Raw genomic sequence first — 20,142 nt, 5'->3', positions numbered from 1 at the left:
CTTACTGCTGTTTTTCTTGAAGAACACATCATTATGATACGTATTGACAGAGACGCAGCGCCGGAACTCTTCTTCAGCTCATCTTTTATTTAGGCACGTGAAAATCTTGAAAAAAAGCTACAATACAAAGACAGGCATGAGGCACCACTTTGACGATAAGATAATCATACAGATAATAAAATACCTTATGGATACTTTCAAAGGCAAATGCATATTGTGAAACAAAAGCGGGAGTATCCGACCCTGGGACGTTTGACCCTTTCCGCCCAGGTAGCGTTCTAAGGAACCAGATAAATGCCAATATGCGCCAAACCATTACTGGTGGCTCTTTTACAAGTGGGATAATATGAAGTGAAATCAGCTCCGGGAATCGAATCTAAGTCCGGAAACCTATATGTTTTACTGATGTTTTCTAATTTTCAAAAGTGGATTGCCCCGAATTTGACACAAAATATTGTAACATGTTTAAAGACTGCCGAATGGAAGGGTGTGGTTCAGAGTCGCCCGACATATTTTCCAGCCAAGCGTTGAAAATCATATCGGGAATAATGCGTTATGTTGGACATCTAATTGCTAAAGAAATTTATTGGCTAAGTTTTTTAATATATTTTCAATTGTTCGGTGTCCAGTGCATCCATATATATGTTTTGCAAAGTATGATGTTATTTATATAATGCATAGTTACTGTTATGTTTCAAGTAATTTAAATGATATATTTTAAGCTTAAAGGTTGGGCTGTAAGTAATAAATTGTTAAAATGACTTAGGTTTGTAGTTCTTAGTTGGCTGCTACCAGATCGCATTGTTGCTAAGTTTTTTAGTGCTCAAATAGTAATCCCATGTGTGATAAGTAGAAATATTTAAATTTAAAGCGGTTCCTTCCGGAACCGCTTTTAGGGTATTGATTGGTTTGTTGAGTACTATTTCTTTACGATAATGAACTCTGAACGGCGGTTTTGTGCATACTGCTCTTCTGTGCAGTTAGCTCCGCAGTCTACCTTAGGCTGGCTCTCGCCATAGCCTTCGCCAGAGATGCGCGCCTTGGCTATGCCTTTGGAGATCACATACTGTACCGTAGATTTCGCCCTGCGGTTAGACAGCGCCATGTTGTATTTGTCACTGCCGCGGTTATCGGTATGCGATTTTACCATGATTACAAGCTCAGGGTATTTTTTCATTGTCTCTACTAAGTTATCCAGTACAAAAGCGCCTTCTTTGGTGATGTTGCTCTTGTTGAATTCAAAGAAGACATCGTCAAGCACGATCACCGGCTGGTCCGGAACTACAACGATCGGATCAAGGTCAAGGTTTACGTTAGCCTGCGGCCCTTTGCCTGCAGGTACCTTGGCTGTGCCGTTGCTGTATTTTTCCATGCTGCCCTGAAGCCCGTAAGCCCTGTTGCAATCTACAGTGTAGGTTACCATACCTTTGGCATCGGCTGTCCTGGTCTCGATCACGTTGTTCTTCTCGTCAAGTATCGCCACTTTGGCTCCCGGAAGCGCCTGAAGCGTCTTTTTGTCCCTTACCTGTACGATGGCTTCTACCGCGCATAATGGTGTCGCGCTGTAGATCTTGTCAAAGCCGTCACGGTTTGAGGAGAAGAAACCAATATTGTTCTTGGTGTTGAAGGTAAAGGCGAAGTCATCTTTAGGGCCGTTTACAGGGGCTCCTACGTTGATGGCATCGGTGCCTTTGTTAAGGTCGATCATGAACACGTCTAATGATCCGAAGCCTTTGTGGCCATCGGAGGAGAAGTACAGCTTGTTGTCATCGGTGATGAACGGGAAGCTTTCCCTTCCTGTGGTGTTCACTTTTGGCCCAAGGTTTACCGGCTCGCCGTAGCTGTCGCCGTTCACTTCTACTTTCCAGATGTCGTTGCCTCCCATAGTGCCTTCCCTGTCGGAAGAAAAGTACAATGTCTTACCGTCCTTGCTGATGGCAGGGTTGCCTGTCGACCACATTTTATTGTTGAACGGTACCGGTTCGATATCGCCCCATTTGCCGTTTACTTTTTTTGCCCTGAAAAGCCATACCTGGCCAAGCTTCAGGTTGTTTTCCCTGTCCCTCTCGTACTCTTTGCGCTCCTTGAAGCTCTCGCTCGAGAAGTACATCGTGTTGCCGTCGGCGGTTACAGAGGCCGGGCCGTCATGGTAGCGGCTGTTCACCTCAGGAAGCAATGCCGGCTCGCTGTAGGTACCGTTGGCATTGTAGGTTGCCGTGTACATATCAAGGAATGGCTCTTCGCTCCATCCGTAGTTCCTGCGTGAGGTATTCCTTGCGCTGGTAAAGTACAGCGTGTTGTCATCCGAAAGCACTGCCCCGAAAGAGCCGTATTTCTTATCGTTGATGTCAAGCACTTTCTCATCGAACAATTTGGCCTGGTTCCTTAATTTAGGAAGGTAGTTCGGGTCCTTCTTAAATTCTACTGCCCTTGTATCACCAGGGGCCATCGATGCAAATTTCTGCATCTGTGCGTTGGCCTCCTCATATTTGCCTTCGGCCTTGAGCATCTGGGCATAGCGCCAGTAGATCTCGGCATCGGTGCTGCCTTCTATGGCTTTAGGGTACCATTTTACCGCTTCCTTGCTGTTGAATACATTGTAGTAGCTGTCGGCTATTTGGGCGTATACGTAAGGGTCTTTCTTGTCCAGCTTTTCGTAAGCTTTTGCCGCATCTACATATTCATAGCGCGCATAGAGCTTATGGCTACCTGCGTTATGAGCCTTCATTCAAAAAAAATAAGGGCAGCAGGATCTATCTGCCGGATTAAACTATAGTGACGGCCCAAATGCCTGCTCTGGGCATATTGTGTTTACCAAACTACAGAATAGTGAAAATGGAAACGCCGCATTAAAATATCAATGGTTCGTGAATGTAAATGTTAGTATGTGCTATGCAGCTTACATATAGAATTAGCGACACAGAATTATAATACATAAAAAGTTAATGATAGCTGGCTCCGATTATTAGAAGTAATAAACAATCACAGCCCCGGGAAATGACGATCCCTCGTTAATTCAAAGCGTTTATCTCAGGACAAAAGCCGAGATTCAGGGGCGTAGCACAAATTGTATTTCTATCAGGTTATGATACTGCCGTCAGTTTCTATCATCAATTAAGCCTAAAAATATGAAGCCATTTACATTCGACCAAATACCAAAACTAATGGGCAAGCTTCTTGATAAGATGGATCATATTGAGTCACTTCTAAAAAGCATTGGGCCTCGCCAAAAGACCGAAGACCAGTTATTCAGCGTTAACGAAGCTGCCCAGTTCCTCAACCTTTCCGTGGCAACGCTGTACTCGAAGGTCAGTAGGAATGAAATACCTGTCTTTAAGAAAGGGAAGCGGCTATATTTCTCCAAATCGGAACTCACTGCCTGGATCGAAAGTGGAAAGATGCTTACTAATGAGGAACTCGTAAAAAGACAGCTGTAATTATATACACAGTTTAAAAGGGAAGCTAAGACAAATTAATCTTGTCGGTAGCTTCCCTTTTTCTTTGGTCAACAACTTTTGCATAAATCTGTGTAGTCTTCACGCTTTTATGGCCAAGCATTTTAGAAACCGTCAGCAGGTCTGTACCCCCGGCAATCTGTAACGTTGCATAGGTATGCCTAAAACAGTGAAATGTTATGTGTTTCGTTATCCCTGCAGCCTGAACCCACAACGGCACAAGACGGTCAAATTCCCATTCTTCAGGCACGGAAACACCAACTCATTTCCATTGGCAGCACTGCTGAGTATACTATAAGCCTGCTCTGAAATTGGCAGGTTTTCCTGCTTCTCTGTTTTTTTTTGGGTAAAGCGTATATAATAGCCATCGTTAAATGTATGTTCTATCTCTTTCCATTTAAGCTTGGCGATGTCCGAATATCTCAGGCCGGTCAGTATGGAAAAGATGCTTACCCGCTTTACTATCTCACTTTTACAAGGCGTCCTGAACAATGCTGTAGCTTCTTCCATATTCAGATAATTCCTCTGCGATTCCTGCTCGGTGATACCTTCTATACCAGCATTCACGTCGGTTTGCAACAAACCTTCCTTGTATGCTTTTTTTAGTGTTGTCTTCAGTTTATTGAAGTAAGACAAAGCCGTGTTGCGAGAAATTTTTTTACCTGTGTTCCTACGGCTTTTTGCGTTTAGCAGGTACTCCCGGAAATCGTCCACAAATGGGATTGTGATGTCACTGAAGGATGGTTGCTTACCGTCAATAAAATTCTCAAAATGGCAAATGGCCGTTTCCCATATTTCAGCATTATTACCATCTCTTTTACTTCCCTGTTTTCTAAAATATTGCAGGAAGGAACGTTCGCTGATTTCCTTTAAACGCATTTGTTCCAGTTCAAAAGAGGTATAAATGAACTCTTTGTTCACTTCATTACGGCGGCGCGTACATATAAGTTCTGCCATACGCTGATTTTCTGAGTTGTTCAGCTTCTCGCCGAAGCTCTTCGGTTTTTCATGCAGGTATAGCTTCAGGAATTCCCGCCTTGTTTTCTTCCCGATCTCGGGAACAAATACGGCCGGATAGAAGTCAAGATAAAGTGACACCCTACCTTTACTGACAGGTTTGTTTCGCAATGTAACAGTTACCCTTTTCATATTGCTACCGCTTTAAATATCACATCCAGTTCTGACTTAGGTACATAGGTAAACTTCCCAATGGAGTATTTCATTATCCCGTGGCGGTGCAGTAAATGGTACAGTGCAACCGGTGAAATATTGAATTCAGATTGTGCCTGTCCAATGGTATAACAATTTTCAATTCCGGGGAATGCCTGTACGGCTTTCAATCTTTGGAGGACGATCGGCACAGCAAAGAAGGCTTCCAGGTCGCATTTCCGGATTACGGTACGGGTACCGAATTTTGCGATGTTAATATATCCCCGGTCAATCAACCTGTAAATTGTCCGTCGGCTGATACCAAACAGCAGTCCGGCCTGAGTAATGCTTAGGAACTCGCGCTGCTTCAATTTGTCAAGGTCGGTTGTGATAACCCTGGCTGTCTCCGCATTGCTTTTTTCAATTTTTGACTGTCGTTGGCCAGCCTTATAGGCCCGGCTGTTGCATTTGTGCGAACAGTACTTTGTCCGCGTTGTTTTTGCTGTAAATTCCTGTAAGCAGAAATCACAGATCCGTTTGATCCTGATGTTGGTGCTCATCGCCTAAATTTTTGTGCCTCACTGTGTCCAAGTGTGCCTCTGTGTGCCATGTTTTCGCCTCATAATTGATCGCTGAGAGCATTTTCAAAATGAGGTACAACTGGGGTACAAACTTTATCCAAATATCTATAAATAAAGATAAAGTGACTAAAAACCAAAAACCAGTTAAATTGCTGTTTTATAACAATTTAACTGGTTTTGTTTGCGATGTTTTGCGATGCTTTGTGCCTGCTATTTACCGATGCAGAAAGTAACTTTCCAGTAATAGGAAGCCTTTGATAGAAGTAAGGTACAACTACGGTACAAAGTTTATCAAACTAACGATAAACATCACAAACAAAACAATAGTTAGCGTACAGATCTATGTATAACCTGAAGGACAGGTTATATTTACAAAGATACAAATTTAGAGGCATTTAAGATCTATTACCTATTTTCGAAAGGAAGATTTTCCGCATTTGTCAAAGGGTCATACCAGTCCGCTCTTTTCAAAGCCCACTGTATCCATAGCTCAGTTTCAATTGCAATGGGACCGTTTCCCAATGCATTTTCTTTAAAGGCCTCTATATATATCCTCAGCATTTTTGCCTTGTTAAACCGTTCAGCGTCTAGCAGTAATTCATTAAAGCTATTTAGCTCCTGTTCTTGCAGAGCTTTTTTTGCTGCTTCGAATTCCTGTTTCATTTTCTTATTATGCCGGTCAAGCTCGTTGTTTGCCATCATTTCAGCCCAATCACTGGCCTTTGCTTCCATCCAGACAATGATTTTGGGCAACATCTGCTCAATTAGGATCTTTCCGTCACGCCATTCCTTATCGATAGAATATTTACCTGTTTTCAGAATCAATTCGCCAGTCGGAACTACTTCAAATGTAGGATAACTACCAGGAGGATTGGGGATACGTTTTCCAGCTTCGCGCAGATCAAGTTGGATTTCGACTCCAAACAGTATCGCGTGGGTTTCGGTATTCTTGATTACTACCTTATGACCCCTGTATTCCAAAAGTTTGACCAAGGTATCCATGAATATCAGCGCCCGATTCCGGTTTGGCTTTTCAACTCGTATGGACAGGTGGGGTATGGAGCGGTCATATTCGTAGCGCTTCAACTTAAAATCGGCCCAATGGCGTTTTGTTTCAACAGTAAGGAAATGTGGTTTGGTCAGTACTTCTGGAACTGATGAAGGTGTATTCGGGTCGTTCAGTATTATGTCCAGTTCTGAATGGGAGGCAGATTGAGCAGTTTGGCCATTCTCCTGTCCGTTTGCTGATAGAAGGATTTTTTTGTCCTCATTCAAATCAGGAGGAAGGGCAATCTTGCTGACTGGCTTATTGTATTTCAGCTTTTGCCAATAACCGTTTTGAGGAACAGGGATATTAAAATCATTACAAATCTTACGCAGCTGATAATCTAATATACCATAGTTTTTCGCCAATCGAGATATAGGTGCGGACCATATAAGGTCATACAGTTCCTGCCGTGTAATACTGATTTTTTCCATAAGGTAATGTTTTGATTTATTGTAAATTAGTTTGACAATAACTTAGCCAAAGGAATCATACAAATCGGTGTTTAAATATCAAATTTATAAACTTTCTTACCAATGCCACTTTTATATCCTATAAACTAAATTCTATGGTTTTTTTGATTTGTCAGAAGAATGTAGAGGTAACAATACGATGAATGCTAAAGTACTGATGAATGAGTTTTATAGTTCAATTTTTTTCCTGATGTTCTAATAGCCAGCAACATTCTGCAATATGATCAAACAGGTAATTATACTTGTTACAGAATGTACGGATTTACTTATATTTGAGAATTTCTAGATTTCATTAACGCAAAATTATAGTTTAATATGAATGACTTTAGTATAGAACATGCTGGTCAGAAAATAGTTTCAGCAAAAACTAAGGATTATTTTAAAGAAGTTGCCAGTTCTTATTTTAATAATAATCACAGAGCTGCGGTAGTTACTCTTTACAGTGTAGTTATCAGTGATATGATTGACAAATTAGAAACTTTGGCAGACATATATTCAGATGCTATTGCTATCAGCATACTTGATAATATAAGAAAGTTTCAAGCAGATCATCCGACTAGCCCTGAGTGGGAAAAAACACTGGTTGAAGAAATTAAAACCAGAACAAGTTTAATTGATAATGTTGATTATGCACGTATCTTAAGTCTAAGAAATGACAGACATTTATGTGCCCACCCAGTTATTGATAAAGAAGATCGCCTTCATACTCCTAATAAGGAAACTGTTGGAGCCCACATACGTAATATGCTAGAATCTTTTTTTTTAAAGCCACCGATTCTTTCTAAAAAAATTCTAGGTGCTATGCTTCAGGATTTAGCGGATAAGAAAGATATATTAATTAATCAATTAAGTATCAACAAGTACGTAGGAGCCAAATATCTTGAAAATTTAACTCCGTCAATTGAGGTCATTATATTTAGAGATTTATGGAAAATCGTTTTTAAGCTTGATGACAGTAATGCTAAGTCCAACCGTAAGCTAAATTATAAGCTATTAAAAATTCTATATGAAAGGAATCTTTCTGCTGCCATAGAAAAAATTAAAAGCGAAAAAAAATACTTTAGTAATGTTCATGATTCTGATACTGTAAAAGAGCTACTTATTAATTTTATAGCAGAGAATGAAGATCTTTACAGTGTGTTCAGTGAAGATGTCAGATTGTTATTAGCACAAGAAGCGGAAAAGGATCCAAGTGCCAAAACAAGTGCATGGTTTTTGTCACCTAATTTTTTAGATCATTTGGCAACTATCAAGGGAAAGATCGATACCCAATTTGATGCCACATTTCCATATGATGCTAGTGCAGATGCTTACAATATACTTATCAGAATTGGTGTTTCTAAAGGCTACACTAAAGAAATTACTGAGTTTATAATATGGCGTTATATTACTTGCAGAAGTTATAATGAAGCGGATAAAATATTTACCTATGTTTTAAAGCCCAACCTGGATAGATTAGATGATGATCAATTTGAAGGGCTTTGTGAGAGTGTAAATGGAAACAGCCAATGTTGGAGTCGCAATAGAGCAGAAGATGATCATACATATCTTAAAAACTATATAACTACCAAACTTGGTAGCAATTTTCCATTCAGCAATTTCAGGAATGTTTTCAACTAGTATTTCACCAAAAAGAATTATTAATTGTCTGTAATTTCTTAATATATTTCAATTGTACATGCCTTAGATATACTATCAATTGTTAATATTTATATATTAGCGTAAAATAAAAATTTCTACACTTTCTATAAATTTTTATTCTTAAATACCTACTATGGATAATTTCTTAAGAAAATATCGGGATCGCTTACGAATTATAATAATTCTCTATGTTTTTTGTGAGCGCTCAAAAAGTGACGATATTCAATATTTTGGTTTATTTCGGAGTGAAATAAAAATTCAAGCATTAGATTTTCTACTTCGTTATCCAGACTTTCTTTCTATGGAATTAATGAATCTAATGGATAATGATAGTAGTATAGATAGGAATGAGATTAAGAATGTAATCAGCAAGATATATTCAGATAATGAGCCAGATTTGAGAGTAGAGGAGATGGAGAAATTTTTTCACGGCGCTTATGAGAGCATTGATGAAGTGATTGCTTTTCATGTTAGCATCGGATTTATTAAGCATGAAAGCAAAAAGCGAATTGATGGCAAGACTTATGATAAAAATTACTACGTAACATTGAATTGTGCAGATAGAATTGAGAACTCTCTGAAATTAGTACCAGCAATGCAATGGTATTTTGAACGCTGTGAATTAATCAAAAAATACTTTGACAAATTCACAGGATCTCAATTGAAAAGTAGACAATATATGTATGCGGAGTACAGCGATATATCTTATAAAAGTCATATTCAGAATATCAATTCGAAGGTAAGGATTGCCTTTGAGAGCAGATTTAATAAAGAACTATTATGAGTAGTAAAACAGAAATTAATTATAGAGAATTTATCAAATATGTACACCTGAATTTTGAAGAGGATATTTCTTCAGAAGAGGTTGAAGACCTTCTTCATTTAGAAGAAAGTTATAACAAAGATAGTCCCACTTCTTTGGGAAAATCTCTGTTATTAAATCGTCTTGTTTTTTCAGGAACTAAGCTATCAGGTGAAGCAATTAATTTCGATCAAACTTTACACAAAGGAATTAATATCTGGATTGCAGATAATCATAAAGGAAAGTCTACAATATTTAAAATTATCAAATTTGCGCTTACAGGCAATGACAGTATCAAGAAGGATATAAAGCTATGGATACATGAGATTCTTTTAGAATTTACAATTGGAAAGGTAACTTATACGTGCAATATTGATCGTACCGGTCGCGACAAGGGTGCCCTGTATAGCTTCAATATTGATCAATATAATTCCTACAAGGCAAATCAAAAATTAGATACAATACAAAAAGACGTAGAATTTGTATTTAACAGCAGGCAAGATTTTGAAGATAAGTTACAAAATTTCTTTTTCGAGCAGTTTTCATTTTATAATCTGAAGTATACTCAAAAGAGCGGTGGGAAAGATTCTTTTGAATTAAGTACCTCAAGCCTTAGTTGGTCAACTTATTTCAAGTCTATATATTTAGAATCAAGCAATTATGAATACTTGTTTTTTGACAATGAAAAATTTGGTTCCCAAGGCAAAAAAATATTTGAAATGATTCTAGGCTTGCCTTTGACATATCCCATAAATATGCTGAATGTGCAACGAGACCGCATTTCTGAAAAAATAGGTCAAATCAAGCTTGTAGACAAATCAAAAGTAGACACTACCAGATCAACAAAGGAACGCCTTGACAAAAGATACCAAGAAGTAATCAGAGAACTTGATTCAATTAAGAAGAATGCAGAGATCAATTTTGATGAGCGGCCACTGGTCGAAGAATATGGTAAAATTCAAGAGAGGGCTAACCAGATACGAATAAACCAAAGAACCTTAACTGATTCTTATCAAGCTGAAAAAGCAAAACTTATTCCAGTAGAAGAAGAAATAAGGAACTTGGAAAGTGATAGACATAAGATTAATACGGAAATTAGCAAGCTTAAAAAACAAGAGCTAAATCTAGAGATTTATAAACAGTCCCAAAGTTTTTTTAGCAATTTAGAGATTAAGACCTGTCCCCACTGTGAACTTCAAGTAAGCGATGCAAAAAAGGAAAACGAACGTGAACACCATATTTGCAGTCTCTGTGGTGAGGAATCTACAGAGCAAAAAGTTGATGAATCTGAACTTTCACAGAAGGTAACCCAAATTAAAGAGGAAATCGTCGGACACAATGATAAACTAAAGCAAATCAGTACGACAATTGGCAAGGCAGAGGCATTAATAAAAAATATTAAAAAAAGCGTTGAAGACCATTATGGAAAACTAATAGCGATCCCCTCGATAGAACCAGATAACAGAAGGCTTAAAGAAATAGAGAGTGAGATAGCGCTAGTAAATAAAGAAAGAGGAAAATATAAAGATTCTATAGAAAAGAAGGATCAATTAATTAAGGAAGAGGCTATTTTGAGTTTTCAATTAGAAGAGATAAAGAAGGTAGAGCTAAATGTAGTTTCTCAGGAATTGGTCGCACTTAATTTGAAAAAATCAATTTTAGATTACGCTCTTTCGGCACTGGAAAAAAAACGTATTGTGTTGAACAAGGATATTCTAGCAAAGCTTGAACAATTGATATTAAATGAAGTAAATGTCTTTGGATTAAAGAGTATTTCCCAAATTGAGATTAATGACAGATATGAGTTAATCTTTACGCAAAATGGTGTTCCCATAAGCTTTAATGATTTGAACGAGGGAGAAAAGCTGAGGGTGAAAATTGCATTTTACCTTAGCTTGATTCAGTTGGATATTGAACATCGCTTAGGCAGACACCCACGGTTTTTGATTTTTGACTCACCAGGTAGCGAAGAGATGGTTCCTAAGCATCTTCAAGGACTCTCGGATATTTTTAAAAGTATCAATGACAGATTTAAAGACCAACTTCAAATTTTTGTAGGCTCTGCTTTGAGGGAATTTGCCCAGATTACAGATGAGGATCGTACATTTATTAAAAATGAAGATGAATTTATCTTTTAATGAGCGAGTACCACAAATATATTGACTTGTTTAAGAAGGGTACTGCATTTGAGCAAATACTTTTTTTGGATAACTTTTATGATAATCTTAATGCAGATGGGGTAAGCGGCAGTGAATTGTTTGATTTTTTGTTAGACGGCATAAAAAATTCAGCTAATCAATCTGTTAAACGATCCTGTTTTAAAATCATCTGTGATTTAACGCTTATTGGAAAGATATGCAACAGGCTGTCGACTGCAGGACTAGTTCATGATTTCATTTCAAGAGATGACAGCATATTAAAGACAATAGGTTTGAAATACCTGCCTTACTTCCCTGAAGTTTTGACATCTGATTGTTTGGAACTTCTAAAGGTTCTTTCTGATGATGAAGATGCTGAGATTTCTGGCCAGGCTCTTGTTTGCCTGGGATTGCACTCACTATCTCTAAATTTAAATAACTCTGAAATATTTACATTGGTTGGCAACATCCAAAATTCAAAAAGATATTTTATAGCAGCTAGAAATGCTGCAGAGAATCGTGATGATGCTGAATATTATATTTTGCTGATCGATTGGATTGAGGCAGTTCTATCAAATGATCCGATCTTAGTAAAGGATAGTCTAGAATCATTAGAGAAAAGCTTACTGATCAGAAATTTATATGAGCATGACGGATTGGAATTGGACTTTTTAATTTACCAGCTTATTGGTGAAATTAAAAAGAGTTTTGATATTTCCGGAACATCAGATCAGTGGATTGATTTCAACTACAGCATGCAGGCATTGATGGCAGTGCATTCTGAAATTGAAAAGCTAAATAAGCTCAGATTTGGGACAGTGGGTTTAATGAATAAACTAGCGAAAGGTGTTTTTGAAAATTTGCAAACAGTTATTTACGACCTTCATCTTTCCAGTGAAAAGAAACGTTTAAGTGCACTTAAAACTACAAGTAGTGAGTTAGGGCTAAAAGATTTTATTGAAAAGATAATTAACGGTTTTTCCAACACTGTTAGTGAAAATCCTGAAAATTATGAATTGCTTATTGCTTTGCAAGAAAACGTAGGTCCCGAAGAGGGCATAGAAATTTATACAAAAATCAAGGAAAAAGAAATTTCATTAGAAAGTGCGCTTTCCAATCTTTTAAAGAGTAATAGCAGTAGTAAATTACCATTCAGGACAGGGAGCATACAAGGTCAGGAAATTTTTATGGATCTTGCGATTAAAATTGATAAATTTCTACCGAATTATAACATAGAAAAAAAGACGGCTTTTTTAAATATATTAGAAGAAGTAATCAGATATACGAGGTCTACTTTAGTTAATAATGACAAAAAAAGATTTCTTTTTTTATACAGTAAATCTGAGAATGGTAAAGGCCAGGATGGTATTGAGCAAGACCTGCAGGATAGCATGATCAGTTATTTTGAACATTCAAAAATTGCGGATGGACTGGAGCATGAAAAATCAAAATTTGTTGATGGAGGTAGGGTAGATATCCTCTATAAAAAGGATGTTATTACTATTCCAATTGAACTCAAAAAATCGATTATTCGGCCTGATGAATCGATTCTTGAGCAAAATTATTTGGCTCAAGCGCAAACATATACTTCAGGATATGATCAGTTAGGAATATTTGTTTTGTTAGAACTTAGCGATAAATCTAAGGAATCGCCTCCAAATTTTAAGGATTGGTTTAAAATTCATCATCTGCCACCAGCCACTAATCTTGAAGTTAATTACCCTGACTATATTATATCGGTAGTCATTCCAGGCAATCGTACCGGTCCAAGTGCGAAAAGTACATACAAATAAAAACAGCACATTGTTATTACATTATGGTACGAAGACCAAATTTTTATATTGCTGAATACTTCTTGATGGCATTCTTCAAAAATATCAGATCAGGGATTTACTCATGATAAAATTTTTGAATTTAACGATGTATTATTTGTTTTTAATTTACGGAAAAGAATTCTGTCTGCGAATTTAAATAATGTAACTATATAAAAGAAAGTAATGAATGAAACTGCAGATTTAAGAAAGAGGCTGGAATCCAGAGAATTGTTCGCCCCCCTTTTTAATGACTTTATAAAAAGATCGATTAATGAGCAAAGGAAAGTGGAAGCAGATCCTGATGATCCATATAATTTCGCTTCATTCTACGAGAAATTTATCGAAAATTATGCACGTGTTAATACTGATATCGTATTTGAATGCTGCGAATCTCCAATTGAGAGAATCTTCATAAATTCACTGACGCTATTATTTCTCAAAAATAGAAATACGGAACTGCAGGTTACACCCCCACTTGAAGATGTAGAGGATGCCATATCTAACTTTCGAAATAATCATCTAGATATTCTCCGTGTGATTGAGCGATATAAAGTTGATACTGGAGATACGGATTTGATTCATTTCGAAAAATTTATCCAAGGCAAAATTGACTCAGGAAGATATAAAGAGGGTGACTATGAAATCTTTGAATATCACAGACTGGTGGTAGATAATTTTATATGGAATTCCTATCATTTGTCGCTTCAGGCAGGCTTTCCGAACTATAAGGTTGATGGAAAGAGTATAAGGGCTGATATTTTAATTTGGTGCCCTGGAAATGAAAAAGTCAAATTGATTGTAGAATGCGATGGCTATCAGTATCATAGTTCAAAAGAATCATTTGAAAGGGACAGGAAAAGAGATAGGTTGCTGAAATCCAAAGGGTATGATGTAGTAAGGTTTTCAGGTACTGAAATCTACAGGGACCCGGTTAAAGTCAGCGATGATTTGTATGATCTTATCGATAATTTATATAATCCCGTAAAAAACTAAGAGAACGATTTTGTCCGGCTAAAAATTGCTTTGAGCTAGTAGGATGCGAAATTCCAAAGTTACGCATTCTGATTAGAAATTGATGCATTAACGATATAGCCGATTAAAAGATAGAATGTGAGATGAACAAGTGAAGTGATGGTAAGAAAGCAATTCATGTGACAATTTATTCTTAAATTCATGGCTTATTATCGCAATATTGCCATATTTAGGGGAATTTCTAATTTGTAATCAATTAAAAATCAATATTTTAAAATTTATTTCGATTTTGATTTGAAAAAACGCAGGCTGGCAAAAAAAGAAAAAAATAAAATTTATAAGGGCAGTGTGACAAATGAAAGAAAAACAGACGGTACAGGAAAGATATAATGCTTTTTTAAGCAAGCTTCTTGAGGAGAAATTGTTCGAGCCTGCCATGGAAGTAAATGCCATCCTGGTAAAAACTTTTAATGTTACTTCCCAATATGCGAGAAAGATTCTTGAGCGGGCGGTTGCCCAGAAGGCGATCAAATCATCGGCACCATATACCTTTGGAAAGGGCCAGTATGTCTACATTTATAATGAATATGATTTTGGAAAAGATGGGGTCAAAAAGATTGCGGAGAAATCACGCCCTCCGATATACAGGTTATTGGAACTGATGGATCAGAACAAGGGAATCATATCGTATTATGAGGCCCTGAAAATTACTTCAGCCCCTTTGGAGGAGAGCTCGACCAAAGTCGTTTCACTAGATGACATACTCACCCTGCTGATGAAGCTCGACATCGTGCATAAGGTGACGGACCGCAATGACCTAGTCTACATTGTATATAAAATTTATAAGGATAAAGAGGCGGTAGTGGATGCGATGATGGCTGATCATTTTGTAGCCATGGTTGCCGACTGCAGCGTATTGCCGGATATACTGCGCTGGCTAGGTAATGCGAATATTATTGACTCAGGAAACGCCATATACAGGAATAAGAAGACACCGCATATAGGAGCAAAGCACAATAACCTGATCTGGGATGCCTTTGCCTATTCCAGGGCAACAGGAATAAACCCTATTTTGGGAGCCAAGGCGGATACGGTGGATAAGAAAACTCTCGCTGTATTGGACGTTGTCCTAGCCTCAGAATATTCGGCAGTACATCTTGATGCATTTATCGGCAGGATACAGATAAATCGTAAATCTGTGAACGAGGAGGATAGAAAAATACTCCCCATTATTATTTACAGGGTGTGCTCGACGCACACAATAAATAAAATAAGGAAAAATGGAATCATAGCCTTTGACATCAGTGCTATTTTCGGAACAAGAATATATGAAGTTCTAAATCGTTTCAGGGAATTGTCAGTACTGCTAAAAGAGGATGACGCTATAGAAAAGACGATTGAGAATATATTAAAGACAATAAACAATGCAGGCCAGGACGAGGCGCTGAAGGAGCTTAGGGGAACCCTGTTTGAGTTTCTTATGTATCCTTTATTAAAGACGCTGTATCCTAATGCATCAATCGATAGGGGGAAGATATTAAGCGCAGATAATAAAGGAAAAAAGGAGAGTTATGAGTATGACTATATCATTGAATCCAGCAATCCCCCTGAACTAATTTTTGTTGAACTCAAGGGGTATAATGCGAAAGCTACCATAAATCTGGGTGATACGGAGAAAAAAGCAACGCTTCGCTGGTTCTTCAGAAGGACGCTCCCTTTCGCCGAAAAATATTATAAGACGGCAATTGAAAAAGGAAAGCAGGCAAAGGCGGTCTTTATCACCTCCGCTAATTTTTTCGACGATGGAAAAGAATTTATCGCAAAGATGAATGGCAGCAAATACAAATCCAAGCTCCTAGAGACCGGCTATGAAAGGGGAGCCTTGCTTGAACTGCTCAAAGAGTATGGGTTTGAAACAGAAATAAGAATTATTGACAAATTCTACTCTGGTTCCCAAGATGAGGATGATTTGGACAAGGAAGAGAAACAAGAAAATAAAGTGCGGAATATACTTTCAGATCTTGAAGCAGATTTGCCATTTTAGCTTAATAAGAATCTAAGATTTGATATTATTCAGAAAATGTGTATGGCTTGCTATCTGTTTGATAATTGCGAATTGGATTACAGGCCCGCCCACTATTTTGAATATAGCCATAGGAACGCCAATATTTAACTAAAGCAAAGATTTCAGACATCAGTTTTTGCCATGCAATATTCCCACCAGCTGCGGGGCAATTGCATCAGCAGCTGTACCGCACTACGACATACTCCCATAGCCTTCAGGCTACTATAAACCTTCCAGGATCTTATACTTAACGATAACCATACGTTGGGACATTTGGTTAATAGGAGTTTTTTCACGTTCTTGCCGCGCAATAAACCTTACCAACGGATGCCAAGGAAAAAAACAAGCAATTTTTTCTCGATCATGTTTGCAGTCCTGCTCTGCCTATCCGTCTTTGGTATATGGTACTTGTACAGGAAGCATGTTCTTCAAAAAAAGCAAAAACAATGGCTAATTGGTGCCAGGGAAAGACTCGAAGAAGCCAACTTTTTCGGTGAGCGCTTAACCAACTTTGGACAATACTTCGCCTTTGGGCAGGAAGAACAGTACATCAATGGATATAAGGACCTTCGGAAACTTATCGTGAACAACTATGCCGATCTAGGGCTTGATCTGAAGCTGGAGAACGACATTACTGAATTTATAGGCAGGTACGATGAAATTTCCACATTGCGAAAAAACTACAACGATGAGTTTGTCAAAAGGGAAACGGAGACCTATCGGTACCTTTTCGATTCCCTTGAGGAATATCCCCTGTCAGACGACCAGATAGAGGCGGTCATCCGGGACGAGGACAACAATCTGGTAATCGCAGGTGCCGGGACCGGCAAGACCACCACGATCTCTGCCAAGGTGGCCTATATACTTGAGAAGGGTTTGGCAAGTCCCGAGGAGCTGCTGATCATATCCTTTACAAAGAATGCAGTGAATGAAATGTATGAGCGATGCCAGAAATTCTGCAAAGATATTGAAGGAGCTGAAAAGCTGGAGGTACGCACTTTCAACAGTTTCGGCTTCCTGGTCAAGCGCCATTGCTCCAGCGAAGAGATCCACCTGGCCTTCAAGGGCGATGAGGATGCGGCGAAGGCCTACCTTCAGGAAATTTTCGACGAGCTGTTCCTCACCGACAAGGACTTCCAAAGAAAGGCGGTCAACTTTTTGGCCTTCTTCAACAGGCCAGAGCGTGACGAGTTCAGATTTGAAACAAGGAATGACTACCTGAAGCACGAGCAGGGCTTCAAGAACGTTACCCTGGACGGCATAAGCATGGGCAGCCAGGAAGAGGTACAGATTGGCAACTTCCTTTGCCTGTTCGGCATAAACTACGAGTACGAGAAGCACTATCCCCTTGCACCGGAGGATCGCAACCCTGACTTTGGGAGCTACCGTCCTGATTTCTATCTGACGGACCACGACATATGGCACGAACATTTCGGGGTTGACCGCGAGGGCAACGTTCCGAACTGGTTCGGTACCAAGCAACCCTATACAACGGCCAAGGACTATTACAATGCCGGGATTAGCTGGAAGAGGGCAATCCATGCAAAATCGGGGACGAAACTTATCGAGACCTATTCGTTTGAAAATGCGGAGGGTAGCCTGATCGCCAATCTAAAGAAAAAGCTTCGAGCGCATGGAGTGGCTCTCGAGCCCAGAAAGCCGGAAGACATATTGCCACTGGTAAAGAAGTCGGCCTACTATGAGGACTTCATGAACCTAATCCATACCTTCCTTGGCTTGATGAAATCTAATGCCCGGCACCCGGAGGATATCCAATCAAGGGGCCGAGATCGCAGGCTTGCCGTTTTCCTTGATGTCTTCAAGCCGTTGTACCAGCGCTACCAAGAGCACCTGCATAAGAATTCAGCGATAGACTACAGTGACATGGTCAACCAGGCGGCGGGCCACATCGGCCGTGGGGACTTTACAAGGCCCTACAAATATATCCTGGTGGACGAGTTCCAGGACATGTCCCTGGGGAGGTACGAGCTCCTGAAAAGCCTGAAAAAGCAGTATCCCGAATTAAAGCTTTACGCGGTTGGCGATGACTGGCAATCCATATTCCGTTTTACCGGGAGTGATATTTCAATCATTACCGAGTTTGAAAAACACTTCGGCTTTACCAGCACGACGCCTATTCTAAGGACCTATCGATTCAATGACGAAATATTGCAAGTCTCAAGTGATTATATCCAGAAGAACCCCTCACAGTTGCGCAAGACGCTATTTTCTGACCGCCAGGCCCAGGAGAAGAGCTTTGCCTTCATCCCGATGAAATTTGCCGGCAACCGCGAAGCCTACCAGCAGGCCAAGGACCTGGCCGTACGATCAGCCCTTGAGCAGATCAGCATACTGAAAGAGGATGCCAGGGTCTTCCTGATCGGAAGGTACCACCATAACGTTCCCGCAGGATTTCGAGAGCTGAAAAGGGACTATCCCCAACTCAGGATAGACTACTATACTGCCCACAGAGTCAAGGGGATGACCTGCGACTATGCCATACTTCTGGACATAAACTCCGGAACGCTGGGCTTTCCTTCCGAGATAGCGGACGATCCCCTGCTGGGCTATCTCCTGCACGAAGGCGACCGGTTTGAAAATGCCGAGGAGCGCCGCGTGTTCTACGTGGCGATCACCAGGGCCAGGCACAAGAACTTCCTGCTCTACGATGCGCTGAATCCCAGCAAGTTTCTGGGCGAGATAATGGATGAGCCCGATGAGGGGGAATCCAGTCCTGGCAAGTGCCCGGAATGTTCCGGCCAGCTAGTAGAGCGCAGGGGGCCCTACAGCGAATTCCTGGGATGTTCCAACTACCCGAATTGTGATTATAAAAAAATTATAAAAAGTAACGATATAATAAATGCTTAAACTCGCTCCAATATTATTTTGAGACTGTTATGCTTTAATCAAGTCGTTTAATATACACGTTCATATGGATCAACCAATTACATCCTTTTACAAATATTTCACCATAAACCAGAATTTGTTTAATTCATTAATCAATAACGAATTGTACTTTTCAAATCCCAGATACTTTAATGATCCATTTGATTCACTACCAAGATATAAACTATGTTCTGATATTCAAAAGCTGGAAAAATTCTATTTATTTATTCAAAAGCACATCAATGAAAAGATAGATATAATTAGAAATTTGAAGGACTTTGAAAAGAAGAAGCTGGACTTTGAAAGTTTACTGGAAGTTTTTTTAAAAGTTCTATTTAAATTTGACGAAAGCTATTATAATGAAATTGGCAATTATGAGTATAAATTGATTGAAATTTTTACTTTCTATAATAATCCAGAATATTTCAAGGAAGCATTTAAAGTTAATAGTATTGAACTTCAAAACAAAATGTATGCGGATTATGCATTTCTTTATATTGATATAAATAAATTTGGGGTTGCGTGTGGCTCTACTACACAGACATGCCCTGTAATGTGGGGGCATTATGGTAATAACCATACTGGTATTTGTTTGAAATTCGAGTTTTGCGATGATACTGGAAACCAAAGTATTTGTCTGTCAAAAGATGAAAAATTAGAAATCGTTGCTGTGGACTACAATGATTCACCATTAGACATTTTTAATTTGGATTATGACGAATTGGAAAATTTAATCCTTACCATTTATAAAACAAAATGTAGCAAATGGGCTTATGAAAATGAAGTAAGACTGATTAACAATTCGCAGGGCTTACTGAAGATTAACAACAAGAGTATTAAGCAAATTATCTTTGGCTGCAAAACAACCCCTAAGGATAGATACTCAATTCTTAAACTTATCAGCTGTTTGGGATATAGAATTGACGATTTAATGATCGCTAAGATACAGGCAGATTCGTATGAGCTAAAAATTGAGAGGATGACCATAGAAGATTTGGCGGGAAGCGGAGTATATTTAGAAGAGCTGAACGTTAAAAAGCCATTTTAAGTTAAATAATGCAGGATAATAAAAAAACCTTGCAATTAGAAGTATATAAAACTAACTAATATAGTAGACAATT

The 20,142-nt window shown here is 38.8% G+C and carries 14 protein-coding genes; 9 read left to right on the top strand and 5 right to left on the bottom strand.

What is annotated here, in order from left to right:
* Nucleotides 1-919: 919 nt before the first annotated feature.
* Complete coding sequence (locus HYN59_RS15030; protein ID WP_108779062.1) at nucleotides 920-2,728, bottom strand: OmpA family protein; 1,809 nt, start codon at nucleotides 2,726-2,728, stop codon at nucleotides 920-922.
* Nucleotides 2,729-3,128: 400 nt separating this feature from the next.
* Between HYN59_RS15030 and HYN59_RS15025 the strand changes: the two genes are divergently transcribed.
* On the top strand, nucleotides 3,129-3,437 hold the full coding sequence (locus tag HYN59_RS15025) for a helix-turn-helix domain-containing protein (RefSeq protein WP_108779061.1): 309 nt from the start codon (nucleotides 3,129-3,131) through the stop codon (nucleotides 3,435-3,437).
* A gap of 25 nt (nucleotides 3,438-3,462) precedes the next feature.
* On the opposite strand, the gene HYN59_RS18310 is transcribed toward HYN59_RS15025, so the two are convergent.
* The 4 genes from HYN59_RS18310 to HYN59_RS15010 all read right to left on the bottom strand — a co-directional run bounded on the left by HYN59_RS18310 (nucleotide 3,463) and on the right by HYN59_RS15010 (nucleotide 6,664).
* Nucleotides 3,463-3,675, bottom strand: a complete 213-nt coding sequence (locus tag HYN59_RS18310; RefSeq protein WP_245895588.1) for a tyrosine-type recombinase/integrase — start codon at nucleotides 3,673-3,675, stop codon at nucleotides 3,463-3,465.
* On the bottom strand, nucleotides 3,645-4,604 hold the full coding sequence (locus tag HYN59_RS15020; RefSeq protein WP_245895586.1) for a tyrosine-type recombinase/integrase: 960 nt from the start codon (nucleotides 4,602-4,604) through the stop codon (nucleotides 3,645-3,647). The genes HYN59_RS18310 and HYN59_RS15020 overlap by 31 nt, the downstream gene beginning before the upstream one ends.
* Entirely contained in the window at nucleotides 4,601-5,164 is a 564-nt protein-coding gene (locus HYN59_RS15015; RefSeq protein ID WP_108779060.1) for a helix-turn-helix domain-containing protein, read from the bottom strand. Before HYN59_RS15015 ends, HYN59_RS15020 begins: the two co-directional genes overlap by 4 nt.
* A gap of 426 nt (nucleotides 5,165-5,590) precedes the next feature.
* The gene (locus tag HYN59_RS15010) at nucleotides 5,591-6,664 is read right to left on the bottom strand and encodes a hypothetical protein (protein WP_108779059.1); all 1,074 of its coding nucleotides are present in this window, start codon (nucleotides 6,662-6,664) and stop codon (nucleotides 5,591-5,593) included.
* A gap of 354 nt (nucleotides 6,665-7,018) precedes the next feature.
* Between HYN59_RS15010 and HYN59_RS15005 the strand changes: the two genes are divergently transcribed.
* The 8 genes from HYN59_RS15005 to HYN59_RS14970 all read left to right on the top strand — a co-directional run bounded on the left by HYN59_RS15005 (nucleotide 7,019) and on the right by HYN59_RS14970 (nucleotide 20,069).
* Complete coding sequence (locus tag HYN59_RS15005) at nucleotides 7,019-8,323, top strand: hypothetical protein (RefSeq protein ID WP_108779058.1); 1,305 nt, start codon at nucleotides 7,019-7,021, stop codon at nucleotides 8,321-8,323.
* A gap of 154 nt (nucleotides 8,324-8,477) precedes the next feature.
* Nucleotides 8,478-9,128 carry a hypothetical protein gene (locus HYN59_RS15000; protein ID WP_108779057.1) on the top strand — a complete coding sequence of 217 codons (651 nt, stop codon included), beginning with the start codon at nucleotides 8,478-8,480 and terminating at the stop codon, nucleotides 9,126-9,128.
* Nucleotides 9,125-11,284: a V-type ATP synthase subunit I domain-containing protein gene (locus tag HYN59_RS14995; RefSeq protein ID WP_108779056.1), complete on the top strand. Its 2,160-nt coding sequence runs from the start codon at nucleotides 9,125-9,127 to the stop codon at nucleotides 11,282-11,284. The genes HYN59_RS15000 and HYN59_RS14995 overlap by 4 nt, the downstream gene beginning before the upstream one ends.
* Complete coding sequence (locus HYN59_RS14990; protein WP_108779055.1) at nucleotides 11,284-13,077, top strand: hypothetical protein; 1,794 nt, start codon at nucleotides 11,284-11,286, stop codon at nucleotides 13,075-13,077. Before HYN59_RS14995 ends, HYN59_RS14990 begins: the two co-directional genes overlap by 1 nt.
* Before the next feature lie 204 nt (nucleotides 13,078-13,281).
* A complete protein-coding gene (locus tag HYN59_RS14985) occupies nucleotides 13,282-14,091 on the top strand; it encodes an endonuclease domain-containing protein (RefSeq protein ID WP_108779054.1) in 810 nt (269 codons plus the stop codon).
* 334 nt (nucleotides 14,092-14,425) lie between these two features.
* A complete protein-coding gene (locus HYN59_RS14980) occupies nucleotides 14,426-16,114 on the top strand; it encodes a hypothetical protein (protein WP_245895584.1) in 1,689 nt (562 codons plus the stop codon).
* Between the two features lie 348 nt (nucleotides 16,115-16,462).
* Nucleotides 16,463-19,003 (top strand): UvrD-helicase domain-containing protein, encoded by a 2,541-nt coding sequence (locus tag HYN59_RS14975; protein ID WP_108779053.1) that lies wholly within the window; start codon nucleotides 16,463-16,465, stop codon nucleotides 19,001-19,003.
* A 64-nt stretch (nucleotides 19,004-19,067) separates the two neighbouring features.
* Nucleotides 19,068-20,069 (top strand): DUF2971 domain-containing protein, encoded by a 1,002-nt coding sequence (locus HYN59_RS14970; protein ID WP_108779052.1) that lies wholly within the window; start codon nucleotides 19,068-19,070, stop codon nucleotides 20,067-20,069.
* The last annotated feature ends 73 nt before the right edge of the window (nucleotides 20,070-20,142 follow it).

This window comes from Flavobacterium album (assembly GCF_003096035.1).
Lineage (GTDB): Bacteria > Bacteroidota > Bacteroidia > Flavobacteriales > Flavobacteriaceae > Flavobacterium > Flavobacterium album.
This window is presented reverse-complemented; position numbering and strand designations above follow the sequence as displayed.